This window comes from Candidatus Accumulibacter contiguus (assembly GCF_036625285.1).
Classification (GTDB): Bacteria; Pseudomonadota; Gammaproteobacteria; order Burkholderiales; family Rhodocyclaceae; genus Accumulibacter; species Accumulibacter contiguus.
In genome coordinates, this window is sequence record NZ_JAZKUC010000001.1 from 3,550,857 (window position 1) to 3,571,750 (window position 20,894).

At 60.2% G+C, this 20,894-nt stretch carries 6 protein-coding genes, 2 pseudogenes and 1 riboswitch; of the genes and pseudogenes, 6 read left to right on the top strand and 2 right to left on the bottom strand.

What is annotated here, in order from left to right; all coding sequences use genetic code 11:
- Positions 1 to 2 precede the first annotated feature (2 nt).
- The 5 genes and pseudogenes from V5B59_RS16825 to cphA (V5B59_RS16845) all read left to right on the top strand — a co-directional run bounded on the left by V5B59_RS16825 (position 3) and on the right by cphA (V5B59_RS16845) (position 9,033).
- A complete protein-coding gene (locus tag V5B59_RS16825) occupies positions 3 to 1,145 on the top strand; it encodes a MalY/PatB family protein (RefSeq protein WP_248594847.1) in 1,143 nt (380 codons plus the stop codon).
- Positions 1,146 to 1,278: 133 nt separating this feature from the next.
- Entirely contained in the window at positions 1,279 to 3,591 is a 2,313-nt protein-coding gene (locus V5B59_RS16830; RefSeq protein ID WP_169070446.1) for an ABC transporter ATP-binding protein, read from the top strand.
- Positions 3,588 to 4,061, top strand: coding sequence for a DUF1854 domain-containing protein (locus V5B59_RS16835; protein ID WP_034913575.1), 474 nt, complete (start codon positions 3,588 to 3,590; stop codon positions 4,059 to 4,061). Before V5B59_RS16830 ends, V5B59_RS16835 begins: the two co-directional genes overlap by 4 nt.
- Before the next feature lie 147 nt (positions 4,062 to 4,208).
- Positions 4,209 to 6,368 (top strand): annotated as a pseudogene (gene cphA, locus V5B59_RS16840) (cyanophycin synthetase); the annotation flags it as partial.
- A gap of 82 nt (positions 6,369 to 6,450) precedes the next feature.
- Positions 6,451 to 9,033, top strand: coding sequence for a cyanophycin synthetase (gene cphA, locus V5B59_RS16845; protein ID WP_169070444.1), 2,583 nt, complete (start codon positions 6,451 to 6,453; stop codon positions 9,031 to 9,033).
- 626 nt (positions 9,034 to 9,659) lie between these two features.
- Here cphA (V5B59_RS16845) and V5B59_RS26285 read toward each other — a convergent pair.
- Positions 9,660 to 9,851, bottom strand: a complete 192-nt coding sequence (locus V5B59_RS26285; RefSeq protein ID WP_408612939.1) for a hypothetical protein — start codon at positions 9,849 to 9,851, stop codon at positions 9,660 to 9,662.
- A 166-nt stretch (positions 9,852 to 10,017) separates the two neighbouring features.
- Positions 10,018 to 10,419, bottom strand: a pseudogene (locus tag V5B59_RS26290) (ISNCY family transposase); the annotation flags it as partial.
- A 440-nt stretch (positions 10,420 to 10,859) separates the two neighbouring features.
- A riboswitch (cyclic di-GMP riboswitch) is annotated at positions 10,860 to 10,946 on the top strand.
- Positions 10,947 to 10,975: 29 nt separating this feature from the next.
- Between V5B59_RS26290 and V5B59_RS16855 the strand changes: the two are divergent.
- On the top strand, positions 10,976 to 20,830 hold the full coding sequence (locus V5B59_RS16855; RefSeq protein WP_332352051.1) for a pre-peptidase C-terminal domain-containing protein: 9,855 nt from the start codon (positions 10,976 to 10,978) through the stop codon (positions 20,828 to 20,830).
- The last annotated feature ends 64 nt before the right edge of the window (positions 20,831 to 20,894 follow it).

A 20,894-nucleotide genomic window follows, 5' to 3' on the forward strand; every position in this document is an offset into this window, starting at 1 on the left:
TCTTGACCCTGGGCTTGCCGGTGAACGGTTTCGACTTTGCTCGTGTCATCGACCGCCGCGGCGGCGATTCGCTCAAGTGGAACAAATACGCCGGTCGCGACGTGCTGCCGCTATGGGTTGCGGACATGGATTTTGCCGCGCCGCCGGCGATCGTCGCGGCCATCGAGAAGCGTGTCGCGCAAGGCTGTTTCGGCTACGCCGTGCCATCGCCGGCGCTCTACGACGCCGTGCTCGGGCACTTGTGGAGCGCGTACGGCTGGCGGGTCGAGGCCGACTGGCTGGTGTGGTTGCCCGGTCTGGTCTGCGGCCTCAACGTCGCCTGCCGGAGCATCGAAGGCGATGTCCTGACGGCGACGCCCGTCTATCCTCCATTTCTCTCTGCGCCGCGATTGTCCGGCCGGCGGCTGGCTAGCGCCGCGCTGTGTCAGAGCGATGGCCGCTGGGGCTGGGATTTCGCGGCGCTGGAAGCCGCGCTGACGCCCAGCAGCCGCCTGTTGCTGCTTTGCCATCCGCACAACCCGGTTGGTCGGGCCTGGGAGCGTGAGGAACTCGAGGCCATCGCCGCATTCTGCCAGCGCCACGGCCTGCTCGTCTGCTCCGATGAAATCCACTGCGGCCTGATCCTCGACGAGGACCGGCAGCATCTGCCGCTGGCGATGCTCGATGCCGACCTTGCCGATCGCAGCATCACCCTGATGGCGCCTTCGAAAACCTATAACATTCCCGGTCTGGGCGCTGCTTTTGCGGTGATTCCCGACGCTGCCTTGCGCCGGCGCTTTGTCGCTGCCGCGCGCGGCATCGTACCGGACGTCAATGTCCTCGGCCTGGCGGCAACCGAAGCGGCATACCGCGACTGCGAGGACTGGCGCAGCGCCTTGCTGCAGGCGCTACGCAGCAATCGCGATCGTGTCGAAGCCGCCCTTGCCGGCATGCCCGGCCTGGCCGTGAGCCATACCGAAGCGACCTACCTGGCGTGGATCGATGCGCGTGGCCTTGGAGTTGCCGACCCCGCCGCCTTTTTCGAGGCCGCAGGCGTCGGTCTGTCGAGTGGCGTCGATTTCGGTCTGCCGGGTTGGGTACGGCTCAATTTCGGTTGTCCACAGACGACGCTCGACGCTGCGCTCGAACGGATGCGGCTCGCCTGACGAGAAAACAGTATCTTCACGATCGCTCCTTCGATAGGCAACGCCGCGGCACACAAAGGGGAAATCCAGATCCACCGGCGAGAGTATACTCCCGGATTCACTGCGCACACCTCGTCTGGAAACCGGCCAACCCATGAGTTCTGTTGCTTCGCCATTGCTCCTTGCCGCCCCCTGCTCGCCAACGACGCTGCCCGCCGCATGGGCGACGCAGCTCGATACGCAGCTCGCCGGCAGCGAGAGCGTCCTGGCCTGGCTTGAAATCGACCTCGACGCCAGCCTGCGTTTCGCGCGCGGCCTGGTGGTGGTGAGCAGTGAGCGCCTGCTGGTGATGCCACCCGGCGGCAGCCAGTGGCAGGGCTGGGCCTACCGGCCGGGACTGTCGCTGTCGCGCCGCGATCATTCCGGGGTGGGCACCCTGGAACTCTGCGACACCCATTCGCTGCTGGCGCACTGGCGCTACACGCTGGGCGCTGACATCGCCGCTGGCCGGCTGGTCGAGCACTTCACGCGCCAGCTCAGCTTTCGGGTCAGCGGTGAAGTGCCGCCTCCATCTTCCGTGGCCCTCTGCCCGAAGTGCGAAACCCCGCTGCTCGAGGGACAGGAAGAATGCCCGGCATGCAGCAAGGAAATCCATGAACCGCCTTCGACCTGGACGCTGTTGCGCCTGACACGCTTCGCCAGGCCCTACCGAGGACAACTGCTGACCGCCTTCGTGCTGTCCCTGCTGACCACAGCCGCAACCCTGGTGGCACCGTACCTGACGATGCCGATGATGGACAAGGTGCTGATCCCCTACCAGAACGGCCAGCCGATCGACCCCGCGCTGGTCGCACTCTATCTCTCGGGACTGCTCGGATCGTCACTGTTCGCCTGGGTGCTCGGCTGGGGACGCACCTATATCCTGGCGCTGGTTTCCGAACGGATCGGAGCCGACCTGCGCACCACCACCTACGAGCATCTGCTGAAACTCTCGCAGGAGTACTTCGGCGGCAAGCGAACCGGCGACCTGATGGCGCGCATCGGTTCCGAAACCGACCGCATCAACATCTTCATTTCGCTGCACCTCCTCGACTTCGCCACCGACGTGCTGATGATCGTCATGACCACGCTCATTCTGGTGTCGATCGATCCCTGGCTGGCGGCGGTGACCCTGTTGCCACTGCCGATCATCGGCTGGTTGATCCACGTCGTCCGCGAAAAGCTGCGCACCGGCTTCGAGCGCGTCGACCGCATCTGGGCGGAAGTCACCAACGTGCTCGCCGACACCATTCCCGGCATCCGGGTGGTCAAGGCCTTTGCCCAGGAAAGCCGCGAAGCGGCGCGTTTCCGGTCAGCCAATATGCACAACCTGGAAGTCAATGACCGGGTCAACAAGGTGTGGTCGCTGTTTTCGCCAACGGTCACCCTGCTCACCGAAATCGGCCTCCTGATCGTCTGGGCTTTCGGCATCTGGCAGATCGCCAAGGATCAGATCACCGTCGGTGTGCTCACTGCCTTCCTCGCCTACATCAGTCGCTTCTACCTGCGCCTCGATTCGATGAGCCGCATCGTTTCGGTGACCCAGAAGGCCGCGGCCGGCGCCAAGCGCATTTTCGACATTCTCGACCATGTCTCCAGCGTTCCCGAGCCGACGCATCCGGTGCACCTGCCGCAAGTCTCGGGACGCATCGAGTTGCGCAACGTCGGCTTCCGCTACGGGACGCGCAGCGTCACCCGCGACATCAATATCGCCATCGAACCCGGCGAAATGATCGGCCTGGTCGGACACAGCGGTTCCGGCAAGAGCACGCTGGTCAACCTGATCTGCCGTTTTTACGATGTCAGCGAAGGCGCCATCCTGATCGACGGCGTGGACATCCGTTCTGTACCGGTCGCCGAATACCGCAAGCACATCGGCCTGGTGCTGCAGGAACCCTTCCTGTTCTTCGGCACGATTGCCGAGAACATCGCCTATGGCAAGCCCGCGGCCACGCGCGCCGAGATCGTCGCGGCTGCACGCGCCGCGCACGCGCATGAATTCATCCTTCGCCTGCCACATGGTTACGACTCGCTGGTCGGCGAACGCGGGCAAGCGCTCTCCGGCGGCGAAAGGCAGCGCATCTCGATCGCGCGCGCGCTGCTGATCGACCCGCGCATCCTGATCCTCGACGAAGCCACTTCATCGGTGGATACCACCACCGAGAAGGAAATTCAGAAAGCGCTCGACAACCTCGTGCGTGGACGCACGACGATTGCCATCGCGCACCGCCTGTCCACCCTGCGCGACGCCAATCGCCTGGTCGTTCTCGACCGTGGCAGTGTCGTCGAGGTCGGCAGCCACGACCAGCTGATGGCTTGCGAAGGCCACTACTACCGCCTCTATCAGGCACAGGCGCGCAACGTCGACACCGAAGACGAGCTACGCAGGATGGAACTCGCTGCCAAGCGCGAGGAAGAACGCGAATGACCGACACGCCAGACTATCAGTTGCGCCGCAATGCTTTCGGCAAGCTCGAATTGATTTCGTCCGACGATGAAATCCATGCAGGCGTGGTGCCGGTGCGCGCTTTTCCGATCAGCGCGCCCGCTGACGGCATCGCCCTGGTCGACCCCTATGGCCACGAACTGGCCTGGATCGACGAACTCGGCGAGCTGCCCGAGGAACTGCGCACACTGCTTGAATCCGAACTCGCCCAGCGCGAGTTCATGCCCGTGATCACGCGCATCGTCAGCGTCGCGAGTTTCGCGACGCCGAGCACCTGGCAGGTCGAAACCGATCGTGGTGCGGCGACGCTGATCCTCAAGGGTGAGGAGGACATTCGCCGCCTCACCCCACCGGCGCTGCTGATCGCCGACAGCCATGGCATTCATTTCCTGATTCCTGACCGTTCTGCGCTCGATCAGCATAGCCGGCGCATTCTCGACCGCTTCCTGTGAGGCAGGCCAGTGTAATCGTTTCGCTGTTCGGTCAGCCAATTGACGCGCGCCACGTTATTCCGACAATGATTCCGATCTGGCTGTCTGCTTGCCTTCCGCCTGTTTCGCGCCGCCGCGCGCCAACCTCCCCGTGCCTGGACTGACGCCATGAAAACGAAAGACATCAAGTTCCTCGAGATCCGCTACCTGCGCGGTCCGAACATCTGGACTTACCGTCCGGTCATCGAAGCGGTCGTCGACATCGGCGAACTCGAAGACTTCCCGTCGAATACCATTCCTGGCTTCCATGACCGTCTGACGGCTCTTCTGCCCTCATTGATCGAGCACCGCTGCAGCTACGGCGAACGCGGCGGTTTTCTGCGGCGCGTCCAGGAAGGCACCTGGCCGGCGCACATCCTCGAACACGTCACGCTCGAACTGCAGAACCTGGCCGGCATGCCCGGCGGTTTCGGCAAGGCGCGCGAGACCTCGACGCGCAGCGTGTACAAGGTGGTGGTGCGCGCCTGGCACGAGGATGTCACGCGCGCGTGCCTCTATGCAGGACGCGATCTGCTGCTGGCGGCGATCAAGGACACGCCTTTCGACGTCGCCGCTACGGTCGCGCACCTCGCAGACATGGCCGAGCGCAAGTTGCTCGGGCCGAGCACCGGTTGCATCGTCGAAGCGGCGACCGCCAAGGACCGCCGCATTCCGGCGATCCGCCTGCTGGCCACCGGCAATCTCGTGCAACTCGGCTACGGTGCCCGTAGCCGACGCATCTGGACCGCTGAATCCGACCGTACCAGCGCAATTGCCGAGGGCATCTCGCGCGACAAGGATCTCACCAAGACCCTGATCAAATCCTGCGGTGTGCCGGTCCCCGAAGGGCGCCTGGTCGATAGTTCCGAAGATGCCTGCGAAGCCGCTGCAGAGATCGGTTTTCCGGTGGTCGTCAAGCCGTCGGATGGCAACCACGCGCGCGGCGTGTTTACCAATCTGATGGCCCGCGAAGAAGTCGAGGCCGCGTATGCCGCAGCAGTCGTTGAGGGCAGCGGCGTCATCGTCGAACGCTACGTGCGCGGCTCGGAGCATCGCCTGCTGATCGTCGGCGGCAAGCTCGCCGCCGCCGCCCGCGGCGAGGTCGCCAAAGTCATCGGTGATGGCCAATCAACGATCAACGAACTGATCGACAGCCAGATCAACTCCGACCCGCGCCGCGGCGCCGCCGAGGAATTCGTCCTCGACATCATCGACCTCTCCGACAATCCGGTTGCCCGGCTCGAAGTGTCGCGACAGGGATTTACCCCGGATGCCATCCCACCGGCGGGTCGCGAGGTCCTGATCGTGCGTAGCGGCAACCATACCGACGACGTCACCGACCTCGTACACCCGGAAACCGCGGCCACGGCTTCGCTCGCCGCCCGTATCGTCGGACTCGACATCGCCGGCGTCGACCTGGTCTGCGAAGATATTTCACGACCGCTCGATGCACAGCGGGGTGCGATTGTCGAGGTCAACGCCGGCCCCGGTCTGCTGATGCACCTCAAACCGGCAATCGGCCAGCCGCGCCCGGTCGGTCGCGCAATCGTCGATGAGTTGTTCCCCAATGGCGACGATGGCCGTATCCCGGTGGTCGGAGTCACCGGCAGTTTCGGCAAGACGACCGTTGCCCGCCTGATCGCACGTCTGCTCTGCCTGTCTGGAAAACACACCGGTCTGGCCTGCAGTGACGGCCTGTTCGTCGACCGGCGTTGTATCGACCAGGGTAATGGTGCGAACTGGGGATCCGCGCACCGCATCCTGATGAATCGCTCGGTCGAAGCAGCCGTCTTCGAAAACGGCAGCGACAGCATCCTCAGCGAAGGTCTCGCCTATGACCGCTGCCAGGTCGGCGTGATCACCAACGTCGAGGCCGCCAAGCATTGTGGCCGTTACTACATCGAGACCCCCGAGCAGGTATTCACCGTCCTGCGCACGCAGGTCGATCTGGTGCTGCCGGCGGGCGCCGCGGTCCTCAACGCCAGGCAGCCGATGCTGGTCGACATGGCGCCGCTCTGCGACGGTGAAGTGATCTTCTTTGCCGTCGACCCCGACCTGCCCAGCCTCGTCGAACACCGGGCGCAAGGCAGGAAAGCGGTATTCGTTCGCAATCGCCAGGTCATCCTTGCCAGCGGTCAGGACGAGAAAGCGATCGTCAGCCTGCAGGGTATTCCGATGACCGACGGTGGGCGTGACGACTTCCAGATCGAGAACGTCCTGGCCGCCAGCGGCGCTGCCTGGGCACTTGGCATCGGATCGGAAATCATCCGTACCGGGCTGGAAACCTTCACCCTTGCCTGAGCCGGAAACCAGCAGCAGACCGGGCATTGCCTGCCGGCCTGCGGACTGAACCAGAAAGAGGAAACTGTCCATGGAAGTATCGCGTATCCGCGCTCTGCGCGGTCCCAATCTCTGGAGCCGGCACACGGCGATTGAAGCGATTGTCTACTGCGAGGAAGAGGAGCGCAGCATCGACCAGATGCCGGGTTTCGAGACCCGTCTGCGCGAACGCTTCCCCGAACTGGCGATGCTCGGGCCGGCAGGTCATGATGAGGCGATATCGATGGCACAGGCCCTGGAGTTCGCGGCGCTTGGCCTGCAGGCACAGGCCGGCTGCCCGGTGACATTCAGCCGCAGTGCGCAGACCCTGGAACCGGGCATCTACCAGGTCGTCGTCGAATACAGCGAAGAGGCCGTTGGCCGCCTGGCATTCGAACTCGCGCAGGATCTCTGCAAGGCAGCGGTCACGGCCACGCCTTTCGACCTCACCGAAGCGCTCGATCGCTTGCGCGAACTCGACGAGGACGTCCGCCTGGGCCCCAGCACCGGTGCGATCGTTTATGCCGCAATGGCGCGCAACATCCCCTACCGCCGCCTGACCGAAGGCAGCATGGTGCAATTTGGCTGGGGCAGCCGGCAGCGGCGCATTCAGGCGGCAGAAACCGACCGCACCAGCGCCGTTGCTGAATCGATCGCCCAGGACAAGGAACTGAGCAAGGAACTGCTGCACGCTGCCGGCGTCCCGGTTCCCGTCGGCCGGCCGGTGCTGAGCGCCGAGGACGCCTGGGCGGCCGCCTGCGAGATTGGCGCCCCGGTCGTCGTCAAGCCGCAGGACGGCAACCAGGGCAAGGGTGTCGCAGTCAATCTCAGCACCCGCGAACAGATTGAAGCTGCCTACGTGATCGCATCCGAAGTGAGCGACGAAGTTCTCGTCGAACGTTACCTTCCAGGCCACGATTACCGCCTGCTGGTGGTGGGGGACAAGTTGATCGCCGCCGCCCGACGCGATCCCCCGCTGGTCATCGGTGACGGGGTGCACAACATTCGCCAGTTGGTCGAACGGGTGAACAGCGACCCGCGCCGCGGCGAAGGGCACGCCACCTCACTGACCAAAATCCGCCTCGATGAGGTGGCTCTGGCCCGCCTGGCCAATGCGCAACTGACTCCGGAATCGATCCCCGCCAGGGGCCAGCGCATCGTCCTGCGCGACAATGCAAATCTCTCGACCGGTGGTACGGCAACCGATGTCACCGCCGACGTTCATCCCGAGTTTGCCGCGCAGGCGATCGCTGCCGCACAAACCATCGGCCTCGATATCGCCGGCGTCGACGTCGTCTGTGACAGCGTCCTGCGCCCGCTCGAAGTCCAGGGCGGCGGCATCGTCGAAATCAACGCCGCACCGGGACTGCGCATGCATCTGCAGCCCTCGTTCGGCAAGGGTCGGCCGGTCGGCGAAGCAATCATCGCCAATATGTTTGCCGCCGGCGACGATGCACGCATTCCACTGGTTGCCGTCGCGGGAACGAATGGCAAGACCACCACCGTCCGCTTGATCGCCCACATCCTGGGTCAGCAGGGTCTGCGTGTCGGCATGACCACTACCGACGGCGTCTATGTCCAGGGCCGGCGTATCGATACCGGTGACTGCAGCGGCCCGAAGAGCGCCAAGAATGTCCTGCTCCACCCCGACGTCGACGCCGCCGTCCTCGAAACGGCGCGCGGCGGAGTGCTGCGGGAGGGACTCGGTTTCGACCGTTGCGACGTAGCCGTGGTCACCAACATCGGTCTCGGCGACCACCTCGGGCTTTCGTATATCAGCACCGTCGAAGACCTGTCGGTGGTCAAGCGCGTGATCGTCCAGAACGTCAGACCGGGAACCGGCGTCGCGGTGCTCAACGCCGCCGATCCGATGGTTGCCCGGATGGCCGATTCGTGCCCCGGCAACGTCACCTTCTTCGCCGGTGACCGGAATCATCCGGTGATGGCCATGCACCGCGCGCAACGCAAGCGCGTCGTCTATCGCGACGGCAATTCGATCGTCGCTTCCGGCGGCGGTGTCGAACACCGCATCGCCCTGGCCGAGATCCCGCTCACGCAAAACGGCGCCATCGGTTTCCAGGTCGAAAACGCAATGGCGGCGGTGGCCGCGGCCTGGGCTCTGGGGCTCGATTGGCCAACGATTCAGCGTGGCCTCGGCAGCTTCGTCAACGATACAAGAACGGCGCCTGGACGCTTCAATCTCTTCAGCTATCGCGGTGCAACGCTGATTGCCGACTATGGCCACAACCCGGACGCCATGCAGGCACTGGTCGACGCCATCGACAACCTGCCTTCGCCGCCGGGCAGCAAACGTTCGGTGGTCATCAGCGGTGCAGGTGACCGGCGCGATGAAGACCTCCGCCAGCAGACCGAGATTCTTGGCGATGCCTTCGATCGGGTTCTGCTTTATCAGGACCAGTGCCAGCGTGGTCGAGCGGATGGAGAGGTGCTGGCACTACTGCAGGAGGGTCTGAAAAATGCCCGGCGAACCTCCGAGGTCAGGGAAATTCGTGGCGAGTTCCTCGCCATCGACAGCGCTCTGGCCGAAGTGCAGGCGGGAGATCTTTGCCTGATCCTGATCGATCAGATCGAGGAAGCCCTGGAACACATCAGCAGGCGGGTTGCCGAGGGTTAGACTCAGATCACCTGCTCTCCCGGATGCTGCGATGCGTCCAGTTTCAGGATGGGTGCGGCTCTTTTGAGCCACGGTTTCTCTGCGATCACGCAGCCAATTTGATGGCATCGTTCTGCGGTGCCGACACATATAGAGCCGATAGCTGACTAGCAGACACTGACGGAGGCATATCCCGTGTCAGAACCCGCAGTGAGGGTCCGTTTCTTAATTAGTGTCTGAACGAAAAGTCTAAAAACGCCTTTACTACAAATGCTTAGGTGCTACTTTACAAAACGAAGATTTTGGCATTTGAAGTTCATATGCATAAATATGACAAAGTTTGAGCCGTTTAACCCCAAATATCTCTAGTGCATAAAATATTCGTTTCTGAAAAACCCACTCAAAGCCTTGCGCGGCAAGGCTCTTGGAATTTCCGTTCAGACACTAATTAGTGCCTGGCAGAAAATCCCCGTTTTGGCAAAAAAGTGGGGGTCTCGCGCCTCCGGAACGTGGCTGAGCGCCGCGAGATATCATTGATCGCGTTCGACTTTGCGCGCGAATCGAGCTTGACCGCCAAAAGGATGCATATGGCATTATCGATGGTCGAGCGGAGCGCCGCATCGTTCGTTTGACCCTCGTCAGCGGTGTCAGGCGGCTCGGGTTTGCGGCTCGGGCACCAGGGCTTTTGTACGGGCAGTCTGCTCGCGAACCACACCCCCCAGGCGATGGATGTGGCGCGCCAGGACAGCCAGCGCCACGTAGCGTTTGAAGCCGACGATTCCGTGATCCGGGCACAGATCGAGCCCGAAATGCTCCAGGCCATTGATCGCGGATTCCACCGCGGAATGCTTATGCCGCGCCTGGACAAATTCCGGTGCCGTTTCCCTCGCATCATCAGCGGCCGAGTGGCGGCCTTTTTTGGGGAGGGCGACCAAGTCCAGTCGCGCTTCGAGACACGATCGATTCGACGGACTGTGAAAGCCCTTGTCGAAGCTCACGACCCGCAAACAGTCGCAGGTTGTCTTTCAGGGTCTGTAATTCGTACCTGTGCGGATCGTACCAGTCGGCATGCCCCAACATTTGGCGCAACGTCTTGTGCTGATTGGCGAGTTCCTGTAACCGGTCGTAGTCCGCGTCAAGCCCGAGACGCACGACGCCCAGCACCAGGATCTTCCACTGCTCCATGCCGGGTCGCCCCAGTGCACTGCTGGCCAGCTTGCCATCAGCATGGCAGGGAAGCACTTCCTCGAGGATCGCAAAGACTTCGTCTCGCAGTTCGCGATGCGTATAAATGTGCTGCAGCCCGACGAGCAGTTTCGGGATGTCGTCCCGCGATTTGGGATCGAGCACGATGGCTTCGATCGGAAACTCGCCCAAACTCGCTTGCCGCTTCATGACTTCCCGCATCGCTCTTTCCTTCGACTGAAGTTCGTCCCACAAAACCCCAAGCGGTGGAGGAAAGTCGCCTTCCACAGCAATCACCACCAGAATATCAGCTAATAATCAGACATCTACGAATTCAACCCAAAAGTATATTGCTCTGGCATTGCCATCTTCGCTCGTCATCGCGTATTGTAACATACTGATAAAGCGTGTGTTTTCTGGTTTTCCACCAAACACTAACTACCGACTGGTGGAATGGGGTTCCAGTGGCACCCACCCGATGCTCGCGGTTCACCTCCCTCAAGGCACCCGCTCTGGCCGCCTGAAGGATGGTCAAGAATTCGCCAACAGTGTCACGGTTACGTTCTCCACCCGTTCCGGCGTAGCCGCCGGGAATTCAGCCAAAAAATGAGAATTGCTGATCCAGGTCAACAGAAGACCCTGATAGCGATGGTACATTTTTGGTGAGATCAAGGCAAATGGAGTGTAAGCTCCAGACGCAAAGCTTCAGACCCTAACCTGAAGTCCGGGAGGGTGGCTGGGTTTCCTCAGCCCAATCAACGAACTTTGGATCTGCGTCATGCCTGCCATCAAACTCTCGAGTACCGCCGCCGCGACCGGCGGCTTCGTTATCAACGGCGATAGCGCCGGTGACTTGAGCGGTGTCATTGTCGACGACGACATTCACGGTGATGGTCTGGCCAGCCCGATCGTCGAGGCACCTGGCGGCGACCCCGTAGCCGGCAGCGCTGCCGGGCGCCGGCCAACAGCAAACAGCCAAGCGACGGACCTAGGAGTTTACCTGACCCTGGCTCAGAGCACCCTCCGCCAATTCCTGCTCAATCCCGATTTCGAAAACGATATCCACCAGGTTTTCGGAAACGGCGTCGACCCCTTGCGGGCAAGAATGCTTGTTCAGGGCTTCGCCGAGCCGGATTTCATCTCCTGGCCAAGGCTGGAAATCTGCCCAGAAGTGGAAATCAATCGCGCCCAAGGCGCTTATGCGGCGGCAACCGACACGATTTATCTGGCGAGAGAATTTCTCTCTGAAAACGCCGATAAGCCCGAAGCGATCACATCTGTCCTGCTTGAGGAATTGGGGCACGCGCTGGACGTGCGCCTGAATGCTGCCGATTCACCGGGCGACGAAGGGGAGTTTTTTTCGGCTCTCGTCCGAAACCAGGTGCTGACTGCTTCCGACTTGGAACGAATGCGGGCCGAAGACGACAGGGTTGCACTCTTGCTCGATAGCCAATCCGTGCTTCTCGAACAATCGACCTCCAATCTGGGTTCCAGGCAGGGTTATGGCTATCTGACCGACTTCATATACTATGGCGACCCCAGCGACAATTGGGACTTCTCCACCGTCCTTACTGGTGGATCCGGCGACTATGTCCGCGTCTCGTCGAGTTCCACCTACGTCGATCTGGTGCTTCGCTTGTACGATCAATATGGTGTTTTTATCGAAGCGGATTACGACGATGATCCGACCAATGGGAACCTGGAGACTATATCGCTGGCAGATGTTCCGGCCGGCACCTACACAGCAACGGTATTTGATTACTATTCCGGCGATTACCTGGGTTGGAGCAATGCCTACTACACACTCGAAATCAATGCGCCGCAAATTCCCAAGGACCACTTCGAAGGCAACGATACACGTCCGACTGCGACGCCCGTTAACAGAGGGGTATCGCTGCCTGGCATTGGCTACTATTTTTCCGATCTATCCATCGACCGGCCGGGCTCCACCACTGGCGATGTCGACGTCTTCAAACTTACGACCACCCGCGTCGCGACGAATACTGACATTATCCTGAGCCTTGTCACCGGTACCGGCGATATCGATCTCGAACTCGAAGACAGCTCCGGGAATATCATTTATACGACCTACTGGGACGCCACAGGATACGACTGGAATGCAATTCCCTTGGCCGGACTGCAGCCGGGAACGTACTATTTGCGAGCCGGAAGTTATGAAGGGAACGTCACCTCATCCTACGATCTGCTTTTCTACCTGCCACAAGCACCCACACCTGATCACTATGATGCCACCGCGAGCAATAACACCCGGAATACGGCCACAAATTTGGGGGAGGTCAGTGGATTCCGGCAAGAAACCGATTTGTCTATCGATCGTGCTTCTGATGTCGACTGGTTCAAATTCCAGCTTTCCGGACAAGGGTCAAACCAGAATTATCTCCAGATTGATTTCGACGGTTTGCAGGAAGATCTGGATATCGAACTGTATAATTCCGCAAACCAGTTGATCGATTATTCAATCGGAATCGAAGGTGTGGAAGCCATTGCGCTGTCCGGGCTGACCGCTGGAACCTATTATTATTTGAAGGTGTATGGGTATAATCAGAGCACCAGCGATTACAGCCTGACGATCAATGCGCCTGGTACCAATAGCAACATTAGAACCGACTCTTTCGATAGCGTCGCCAGCAATAATACCCGTGCCACTGCAACAAATCTTGGCGCTCCTCAGTACGGCTGGCTTCAGAGTGCGGGGTTTTATGCATGGGAAAAGCTATCCATCACTTCGGGCGATCAGGACTGGTTCAAGTTTCAATTGAACGGCACCGGAAGTTACGGGAATTATGTTGCCGCCACATTTGATACCACCAAGGGTGATCTGGACCTGAAGCTTTATCGGGAAAGCGGAACAACTCCTGTGCTCCAGTCGACCGGTTTCCGGGATATGGAAAGAATCGATCTGAACGGTTTGACTCAAGGCACTTATTACATCCATGTGGCGGGGTATCAGGGCGCGACCAATCCCGATTACACCCTGGCCATCAATGCTCCCGGCAATGACTCCTATGAGGACAACGACCGCCAAGACGACGCGAAAACGCTCACCCGTGCGACGGCGCAGCAGACCTGGAATAATCTGTCGATCGACGACGCCGACTGGTTCAAGTTCAGCCTGCCGGGCAAGGGCACCAACAACGATTTTGTCCGGATTGATTTCTCGCATGCGCTCGGCGATCTGGATCTGAAGCTATGCAACAGCGCTGGGAATACCATCTCCGGACGTACTTCATCTGGCGTCGGTGACCACGAACAGATTTCTCTCGATGGGCTAAACCCAGGCGATTACAAGATTCAGGTTTACGGTTACAACAATGCGAAAAACCCCGCTTATTCGCTCACTATCGCTGCCCCTGTAGCCAACAGCCAGGATTGGGCAGAACCCAACAACAATCGCACACAGGCGACCGAACTGAACTCGCTGACCCATCCCGGTTCCGACCTGGTTCAACTCGGCATCGATGCGGCGCGCCCGCTGTCGATCAATAGCCAAACCGATGTCGATTGGTTCAAGTTCACTCTGGCGACGGCTGGACGCAGCGGCGATTTTGCGCAAATCAGTCTGGATCACACGGCGGGCGATCTCGATTTATATCTCTATGACGCCTCCAACCAACTCATCGGAAAATCGGAAGGCGTCGCCAATCTGCACGCCATTGACCTGAAGGACCTGAAGGCCGCGACCTACTATCTGGAAGTCAAGGGCTACAACGGGGCGACCAACTCCGCCTATGCACTGTCGGTTCAGGCGCCGTTCACCCAGACTGGCGGTGACTGGGCGGAAGGCAACAACGACGCAGTGCATGCCAAGGACCTGGGCGACGTCAGCAGTCCTTACAGTCAGGGCAACCTGTCCATTCAGGCGTCCGATGTGGATTGGTTCAAGTTCCATATCGGTGCAACCGGCGAATCCGGCGACGCGGTCGGCATCAGTTTCAATCACGGCCAGGGAGACCTGGATATCGCCCTCTATGCTGCCGACAGGACGACCTTGCTGGACAGTTCCACTGGCGTCACCGGCCTGGAGAGCATCTCCCTCAACGGCAAGACAGCCGGGGATTATTATCTCAAGGTCTACGGTTACCAGGAAGCTGCCAACCCCGACTACACCCTGTTCATCGACCCGCCCAAGGACACCCAGGGTGATTGGGCCGAAGGAACCTCGGGCAACAATACCGTTGCAAGCGCCTATAACCTCCGCAATGTGGAGGGTTTGCAGACTTGGGCCCCGCTCTCTTTGCATCAAGCCTCCGACGTGGACTGGTTCAGGTTCACCACGCTGAAAACGGATGCCAGTGACTTCGTGCGGATTCAGTTCGACCAGACTCAGGGTGACCTGGATTTGTATCTCTACGACTCGAGCGGCGCGACACTGTTGGGCAAGGCGGAAACCACCGACAACGTCGAGCAGATCAAGCTGGCCGATGCCAGCGGCGCATCGTTGCCCGCGGGAAGCTATCTGGTCAAGGTGGCGGGTTACCATGGCGCGGCCAATCCGAGTTATCAGCTTTCGATCAACGCCCCGGACAACAATCCCGCGGACTGGGCCGAAGGCAACGATACGCGGGCGGCAGCCAAAGCCTTGCAGACCGTCGAGGGGACTCAAGCCTTTTCCGGGCTTTCCTTGGATCACGCCGGCGATGTGGACTGGTTCAGTTTCTCCACCGTCGGAATGGGCGGCCCCGGTCATTCGGTGAGCATTCAATTCGATCACACGCAGGGCGATTTGCAGCTTCAACTGTTCGACAAGAACGGCGAGAAGTTGGGAGAATCGTTGTCCGACAGCGACCGGGAAGCCATTTCCCTGGAAAACCGGCCCACCGACGAATACCAATACTTCGTCAAGATTTACGGAGCCACCGGCAGCACCACAAGTCCGAGCTATTCCCTGGATTTCGACACTCCGCAGACGCTGAAGCCAGATTTCGCCGAGGGCAACGACGGCAACGACACCCGGCAAAAAGCCTACGACCTTCGCTCGGTTTCCGGCACCTTGCAGGTGGGGGGATTGTCGATCAGTCCGGCCGGCGACCAGGATTGGTTCAAGTTCACCCTCGACAAGGATGCCACGGCCGGCGACAAGGTCCGCATCGACTTCGACAAATGGGAAGGCGATCTCAGCCTGGAACTCTACGACGCCAGCGGCAGCCGTTTGGCCAGTTCGACGACGTCGGAAAACTTCGAGGAGATTTCCCTGGCGGGGAAAGCCAAGGGGACTTATTTCGCCAAGGTTACGGGAAACGACGGGGCGACGAATCCGGAATATAACCTGGCCGTGACTGGCACGTCGGCGCCGACATCCGATGCTGCAGAAGACAACAATCGCCCAATCGACGCCTACGATTTGCGGAATGCCACAGATATGAGCGTGGCGAGCTCGCAGACGCGCTCCTCCCCCCCCTATACATACCCTCCTGGATGGACTGGCATTTTGTCTACTATTCCTGCTTTAAATCTGAGCGCCCAATACTCATATAATCAGGCTTATCATCAGGCAAATGTTCCCACCTCGATTATTTCGCAACAGTTTGGTCAGAATGCTTCGTCGGATTTTGATTTTAGCCGTACTTGGTCTTTATTAGACCAGGGACAAAACCTTAGTAACTTTGGAAACGATTTTTTTTACCATGGCGGAACAGCACGTCCAAGTTATAATGGTAGCAATTTGAGCTTTGGCAACACATCTAGTTCTTTCCTCTCGCCGAGTTCATCCTACTGGAATACCTCCCTGCCCAGCCCATCGAATTACGGTGGTTCTGGGAATTATTCGCAGGGTAGCTTCACCCCGACTTACTATAGTAATTATGGACGTCCAAGTAACTTCTTCTTACCAACTTCTTCTTATTGGAATACCTCCCTGCCCAGTCCATTGAATTACGGTGGTTCTGGGAATTATTCGCAGGGTAGCTTCACCCCGACTTACTATGGTGGCAACGGGAACTATATTCTAGGCAGTGTCAACCCGATGGCCTATGGAGGTTTGGGAAATCTGGGGCGCGCGGAGACAGCCAGTTTGGCCATGCCGAACCTTTCAATAGATGCGCCTGGCGACCAGGACTGGTTCAAGTTCGAACTCAGCCGCGACGGCGCTGACGGGCAGTTCGTCGGTATCCGTCTCGATCACACCCAAGGTAGTCTGAAACTGGAACTTTTCGAAGCTTTCGATCCGACCACCAATACCACCGAAGCCCAATACCAAAGACACCTGATCGAACTCGCCGACGGCAACGGCGACAGCGAGCAGGTCAGCCTGGCGGGTCTCGCGAAGGGGAGCTATTACGTTCGGGTCACCGGCGTCGAAGGCGCGACCAACCCCAACTACAGCCTGGAACTCAGCGCGCCGCCCCAGGGCGACGCGGCTGGTGATTGGGCAGAAGGCAGCGCAGGCAACGATACCGCCGCCACGGCCTATGACCTGCGCGATGTTGAAGGTGGACGGGTTCTGACCGGCCTGTCTATCGATACCACTAGCGATCGAGACTGGTTCAGCTTCAATACCAGGGGTGTTGGCCATGAAGGTGACAGGGTCCGGATCGACTTCGACAATGCTTCCGGCGATCTGGATATGGTTCTCTACGATCAGAACGGGACCGTCGTGCGAGGGGAATCCAGAGGTACTGAAAATTTCGAGGAAATCAGCCTCAAAGACCTGGCTGCAGGCCCGTACAAGATTGAAGTCTCGGGTTATAACGGTGCCGTCAACCCGCAGTACACCTTGTCGATCATCGCGCCGGACACCTCGCTTTCTCCGGACAGCCTGGAACCGAACAACGGTTTCGAAACCGCTTTCAACCTTGATCTCACCAGTGGTGTCACCACCATCAACGCCACCATCCACGCTGCCGACCACGACTACTTCAAATTCACCACCACCACCAGGGGCACTGCCGGTAGCAGCCTCGGCATCCAGTTCGAAGCGGGCCGAGGCGATCTGCAACTGCAACTGTACGACCAGAACCACATACCCAAGGCCATGGCCACCGGCGTTGGTGGCAACGAATCGCTTTCGCTCGACGGACTGGCCGTCGGCACGTACTACGCCGAAGTCAAAGGGGCAAACACGGCTACCGCCAACGCCTACCAACTGCATCTCGATGCACCGACCAGCGGCGAGACCGCAAAACCGCAAAACGACTGGACCGTCCTGGTGTACGTCACCGCCAGCACTCTGGAGCCATTCTCCTTCGCGGACATCAACGAGATGGAAAAGGCCACGGCTGGGCTGCCGGGGAAGGTCAATTTCGCTGTCCTCTGGGATCAAAGCTCGCTGGGCGAGACCTACGCCACCGGCGGCAGCGCGGCCTGGGGCGACACCGGTCGGGCGGTCATTCTCGCCGATAGCCGCGACGACACCATAGCGACGCCCTTCGAACGTATCGGCGAGAAGGACACTGGCAATCCCTCGACGCTGGTGGACTTCGTCCAATGGGGCGCAACAGCCGCCCCGGCCAGCCATTACGCGCTGGTGATGTGGGATCATGGCGGCGGTTCCATTGGTGGCTTCAATCTCGATAACGAAGGCAACGAAGATGCGCAGTCGGCGACTCGCCTGTATACCTCGGAACTCGCCTCTGCACTGAGCACTCTTGAAGCCTCAGGCATCCACAACGTGGACCTGATTGCTTTCGATGCCTGTCTGATGGCGAACGTGGAAGTCGGATACGCGCTGCGCAGTCACACCGATGTGCTTGTTGCCTCGGAAGAGGTGGTGAATGGGAACGGGTTTGACTATACGCAGGCGTTTTCGACGCTGGGCATCGACTCGCAGGCGTCAGCGTCGACCCTGGCCGCTGGTCTGGTCGACAGCTTCCAGCAACAAAACCAGGGCCGACCCGAGGATACCCTCGCCGCTCTCGATGCCGGGAAGTTCGACAGCTTTGTCGGCAGGCTGAAAGCCTTTTGCGATGGCGCTGTCGCGCTGACCGACTCGGCCAACTGGAACGCCATTTATCAGGCACGCGCCGCTTCCACGCACTTCCAGGATCCGTCTTATTGCGATCTCGGCCAGTTCCTGCAAAACGTCGCCGGCAGCGTCAGCAGTCTCAAGGATGTCGCTGGCGCAGCTTATGATTCCCTGCAGGCCGTGGTGATCGATCAGACGGCCGATCATCGCCAGACGCAGGGCCTGTCCATCTATTTGCCGGGCAGCGGCACGGTGAATGCCAGTTATCCGGTCGAGAACCAGGCTTTTCTGGCGGCGACGGATTGGGGCAACTTCCTCAATGCCTTCCTCACCCGCCCCACCAGCCGTAGCACCGGCTTCCAGGGAGATTGGGCGGAATCCAACGACGTCGCCGCACGCGCTTACAACCTGCATGGATTGATCGGCGATGGTCATTCGTTCACCGGGCTGAGCCTCGACAGTGCTGCCGATGTGGACTGGTTCCGTTTCACCATTGAGCAGGCCGCGGTGACGGGCGATGGCGTGACGGTAAACTATGATCCGGCGGACGGGCAGAAACTCAAGCTTTCGCTCTACTACTACGACCAGACCACCACCGCCTATACCGCCCTTCCGACTTCGAATACCGGCACTGGCCATGAAACGGTCAGTCTGAGCGGGCAAGCGGCGCGCGAATATCTGGTCAAGATCGAGAGCACGGGGTCTGGCGGCGTCTCGCAGTATTCTCTCAATGTGAACGCTCCCGGAACCGTCGCCAACGGCAAAGACTGGCTCAATGGCAACAAGAGCGTTGGCAAGGCGCATGACCTGGGCGTGATCGCGGCGGACGCCTGGTTTGCCGGCCTACGGGTGGATCCCGCCAATCCCGACTGGTTCCAGTTCGAAGCGCCGAAAACTCAGGAGGCTCAACCGGGCACCGTGCACATTGAAATTCCCGGTAGTCAGGTGGTCACCGTTGAGTTATTCGCGGTACACGACGACGGAACAGCCGGGAGCCTGCTCGATTCCGTGACCGGCAGTACGTCTCTCGAAATCCACTATCCAGGCGATCCAGGAGACAAGTACTTCCTGAAACTCAGCCAGCAGAGTACGGCTTCCGCCGCTGGCTACACATTGGACTTTGCTCCTGCGGAAAACACTGCAACCTCAACCTATATCTTGGCTGCCAATGCCGCAAGTTACGATGAAGGATCGAGTGCAATGTTCACGCTCGCCACCACGGGTGTCTCGAACGGTACAGTTTTGCCGTATGTCCTGTCCGGCACGGGCATCACCGCGGCCGACCTGATAGGTGGTGCGCTAGCTGGCAATGTCACAGTGAACAACAATACGGCGACCATTACGGTACCACTCGCCAATGACGCCCAGACGGAAGGCGACGAGACGCTGACCGCCTCGATCAGCGGCACATCCGCCACGGCTTCCATCCGGATAAGGGACACCAGCACCGGTACCATACCCTCGCCGCCTCCCATCTCATACACCGTCCCCGGCACCTTGGGCAACGACTTCTTCCTTCCATCCGCCGGCAACAACTATCTGGGCGGTGGCGGCAACGACACCTACGTCATCAGCCCCCATACGCTGTCTGGTGCCGTCACCGCCAAGATCACCGACACGGAAGGCAACAATATCATCCAGCTCGTCGACGGCATGACGATCAGCGCCAGCAGCTTCTACGGCAATGCGGCGCAACTGACGCTCGCCAGTGGGGCCATCGTCCAGGTCCTCGGCGCCTCGACGTTCCGCTATCAGGTCGGCGCCAACGCACCCGCCGGTGACACCGCCACCACCCAGACCTATTCCCAGTTCGCCGCTACCCTGGGTGCTTCCGTACCTCCCGGCTCGACCCCGGTTCCCGGCACCGCGGGCTACGTCGTTCCCAGCGGTTTCACGCAGGCTCCAACGCTCACCCCGGCCGTTGCCGGAAGTACCTTCACGGTCCCCGGCACGCTCGGCAACGACTTCTTCATTCCCTCGGCGGGCGACAACTATCTGGGTGGCGGTGGCAACGATACCTACGTGATCAGCCCGATGACCTTGGCCGGTGCCGTTACCGCCAAGATCACCGACACCGAAGGCGCGAACGTCATCCAATGGGTCGACGGCATGACCCTCACCGCCAGCAGCTTCTACCACGACGCCGCGCAATTGACGCTCTCCACCGGCGCCAAGGTGCAGATCCTGGGTGCGTCGAAGTTCCACTTCCAGCTCGGCGCCAACGCGCCCGCCGGCGACACGGCCACCAGTCAGACCTATGCCGAGTTTGCAAACACCCTGGGAGTGACCCTTCCGGCAGCCGGTGCCGCTCCGGTCAGCGGCACCCCCAACTTCATCGTCCCGAGTAGCAGCGTCTCCGCCTTCACAGTGGTCGACCTCAGCTCCGGCACGGTGACGGCGAGCGCAGCGGCGGAAGAATTCCGCTACGACTTCCAGATCGTGGGCGGTCGAATCACCAAAGCAGGAGATGGCGAAGTGACCATCCACGGCTTCGACGTCGTCAAGGACAAGCTGGTGTTCGTCAATACGACCAATCATACGGTCTATAGTGAGGCCGAGTTCAAGGTGCTGCCAGGCGTGTCTGTCGCCGCGGATCCATTCGGTAACAATACCTCGATCTATTTCGACCCCGCCTCCGGCATCGCAGGGGGAGTGACCCTGACGGGCATCTCTGATGCATTGCTTTCCCAGATTGTGGTGGAAATGATGTAGGAGAAACCGTGATTCGTACAGTCCACTGGTGACGCTGAGAACTCTGAGCAAGGCTCAACTTCAG

Excerpts from the sequence above, each read along its gene's own strand:
- V5B59_RS16830 (WP_169070446.1), top strand. The coding sequence starts at position 1,279 with ATGAGTTCTGTTGCTTCGCCATTGCTCCTTGCCGCCCCCTGCTCGCCA.
- cphA (WP_169070444.1), top strand. The coding sequence starts at position 6,451 with ATGGAAGTATCGCGTATCCGCGCTCTGCGCGGTCCCAATCTCTGGAGC.
- V5B59_RS16835 (WP_034913575.1), top strand. The coding sequence starts at position 3,588 with ATGACCGACACGCCAGACTATCAGTTGCGCCGCAATGCTTTCGGCAAG.
- V5B59_RS16855 (WP_332352051.1), top strand. The coding sequence starts at position 10,976 with ATGCCTGCCATCAAACTCTCGAGTACCGCCGCCGCGACCGGCGGCTTC.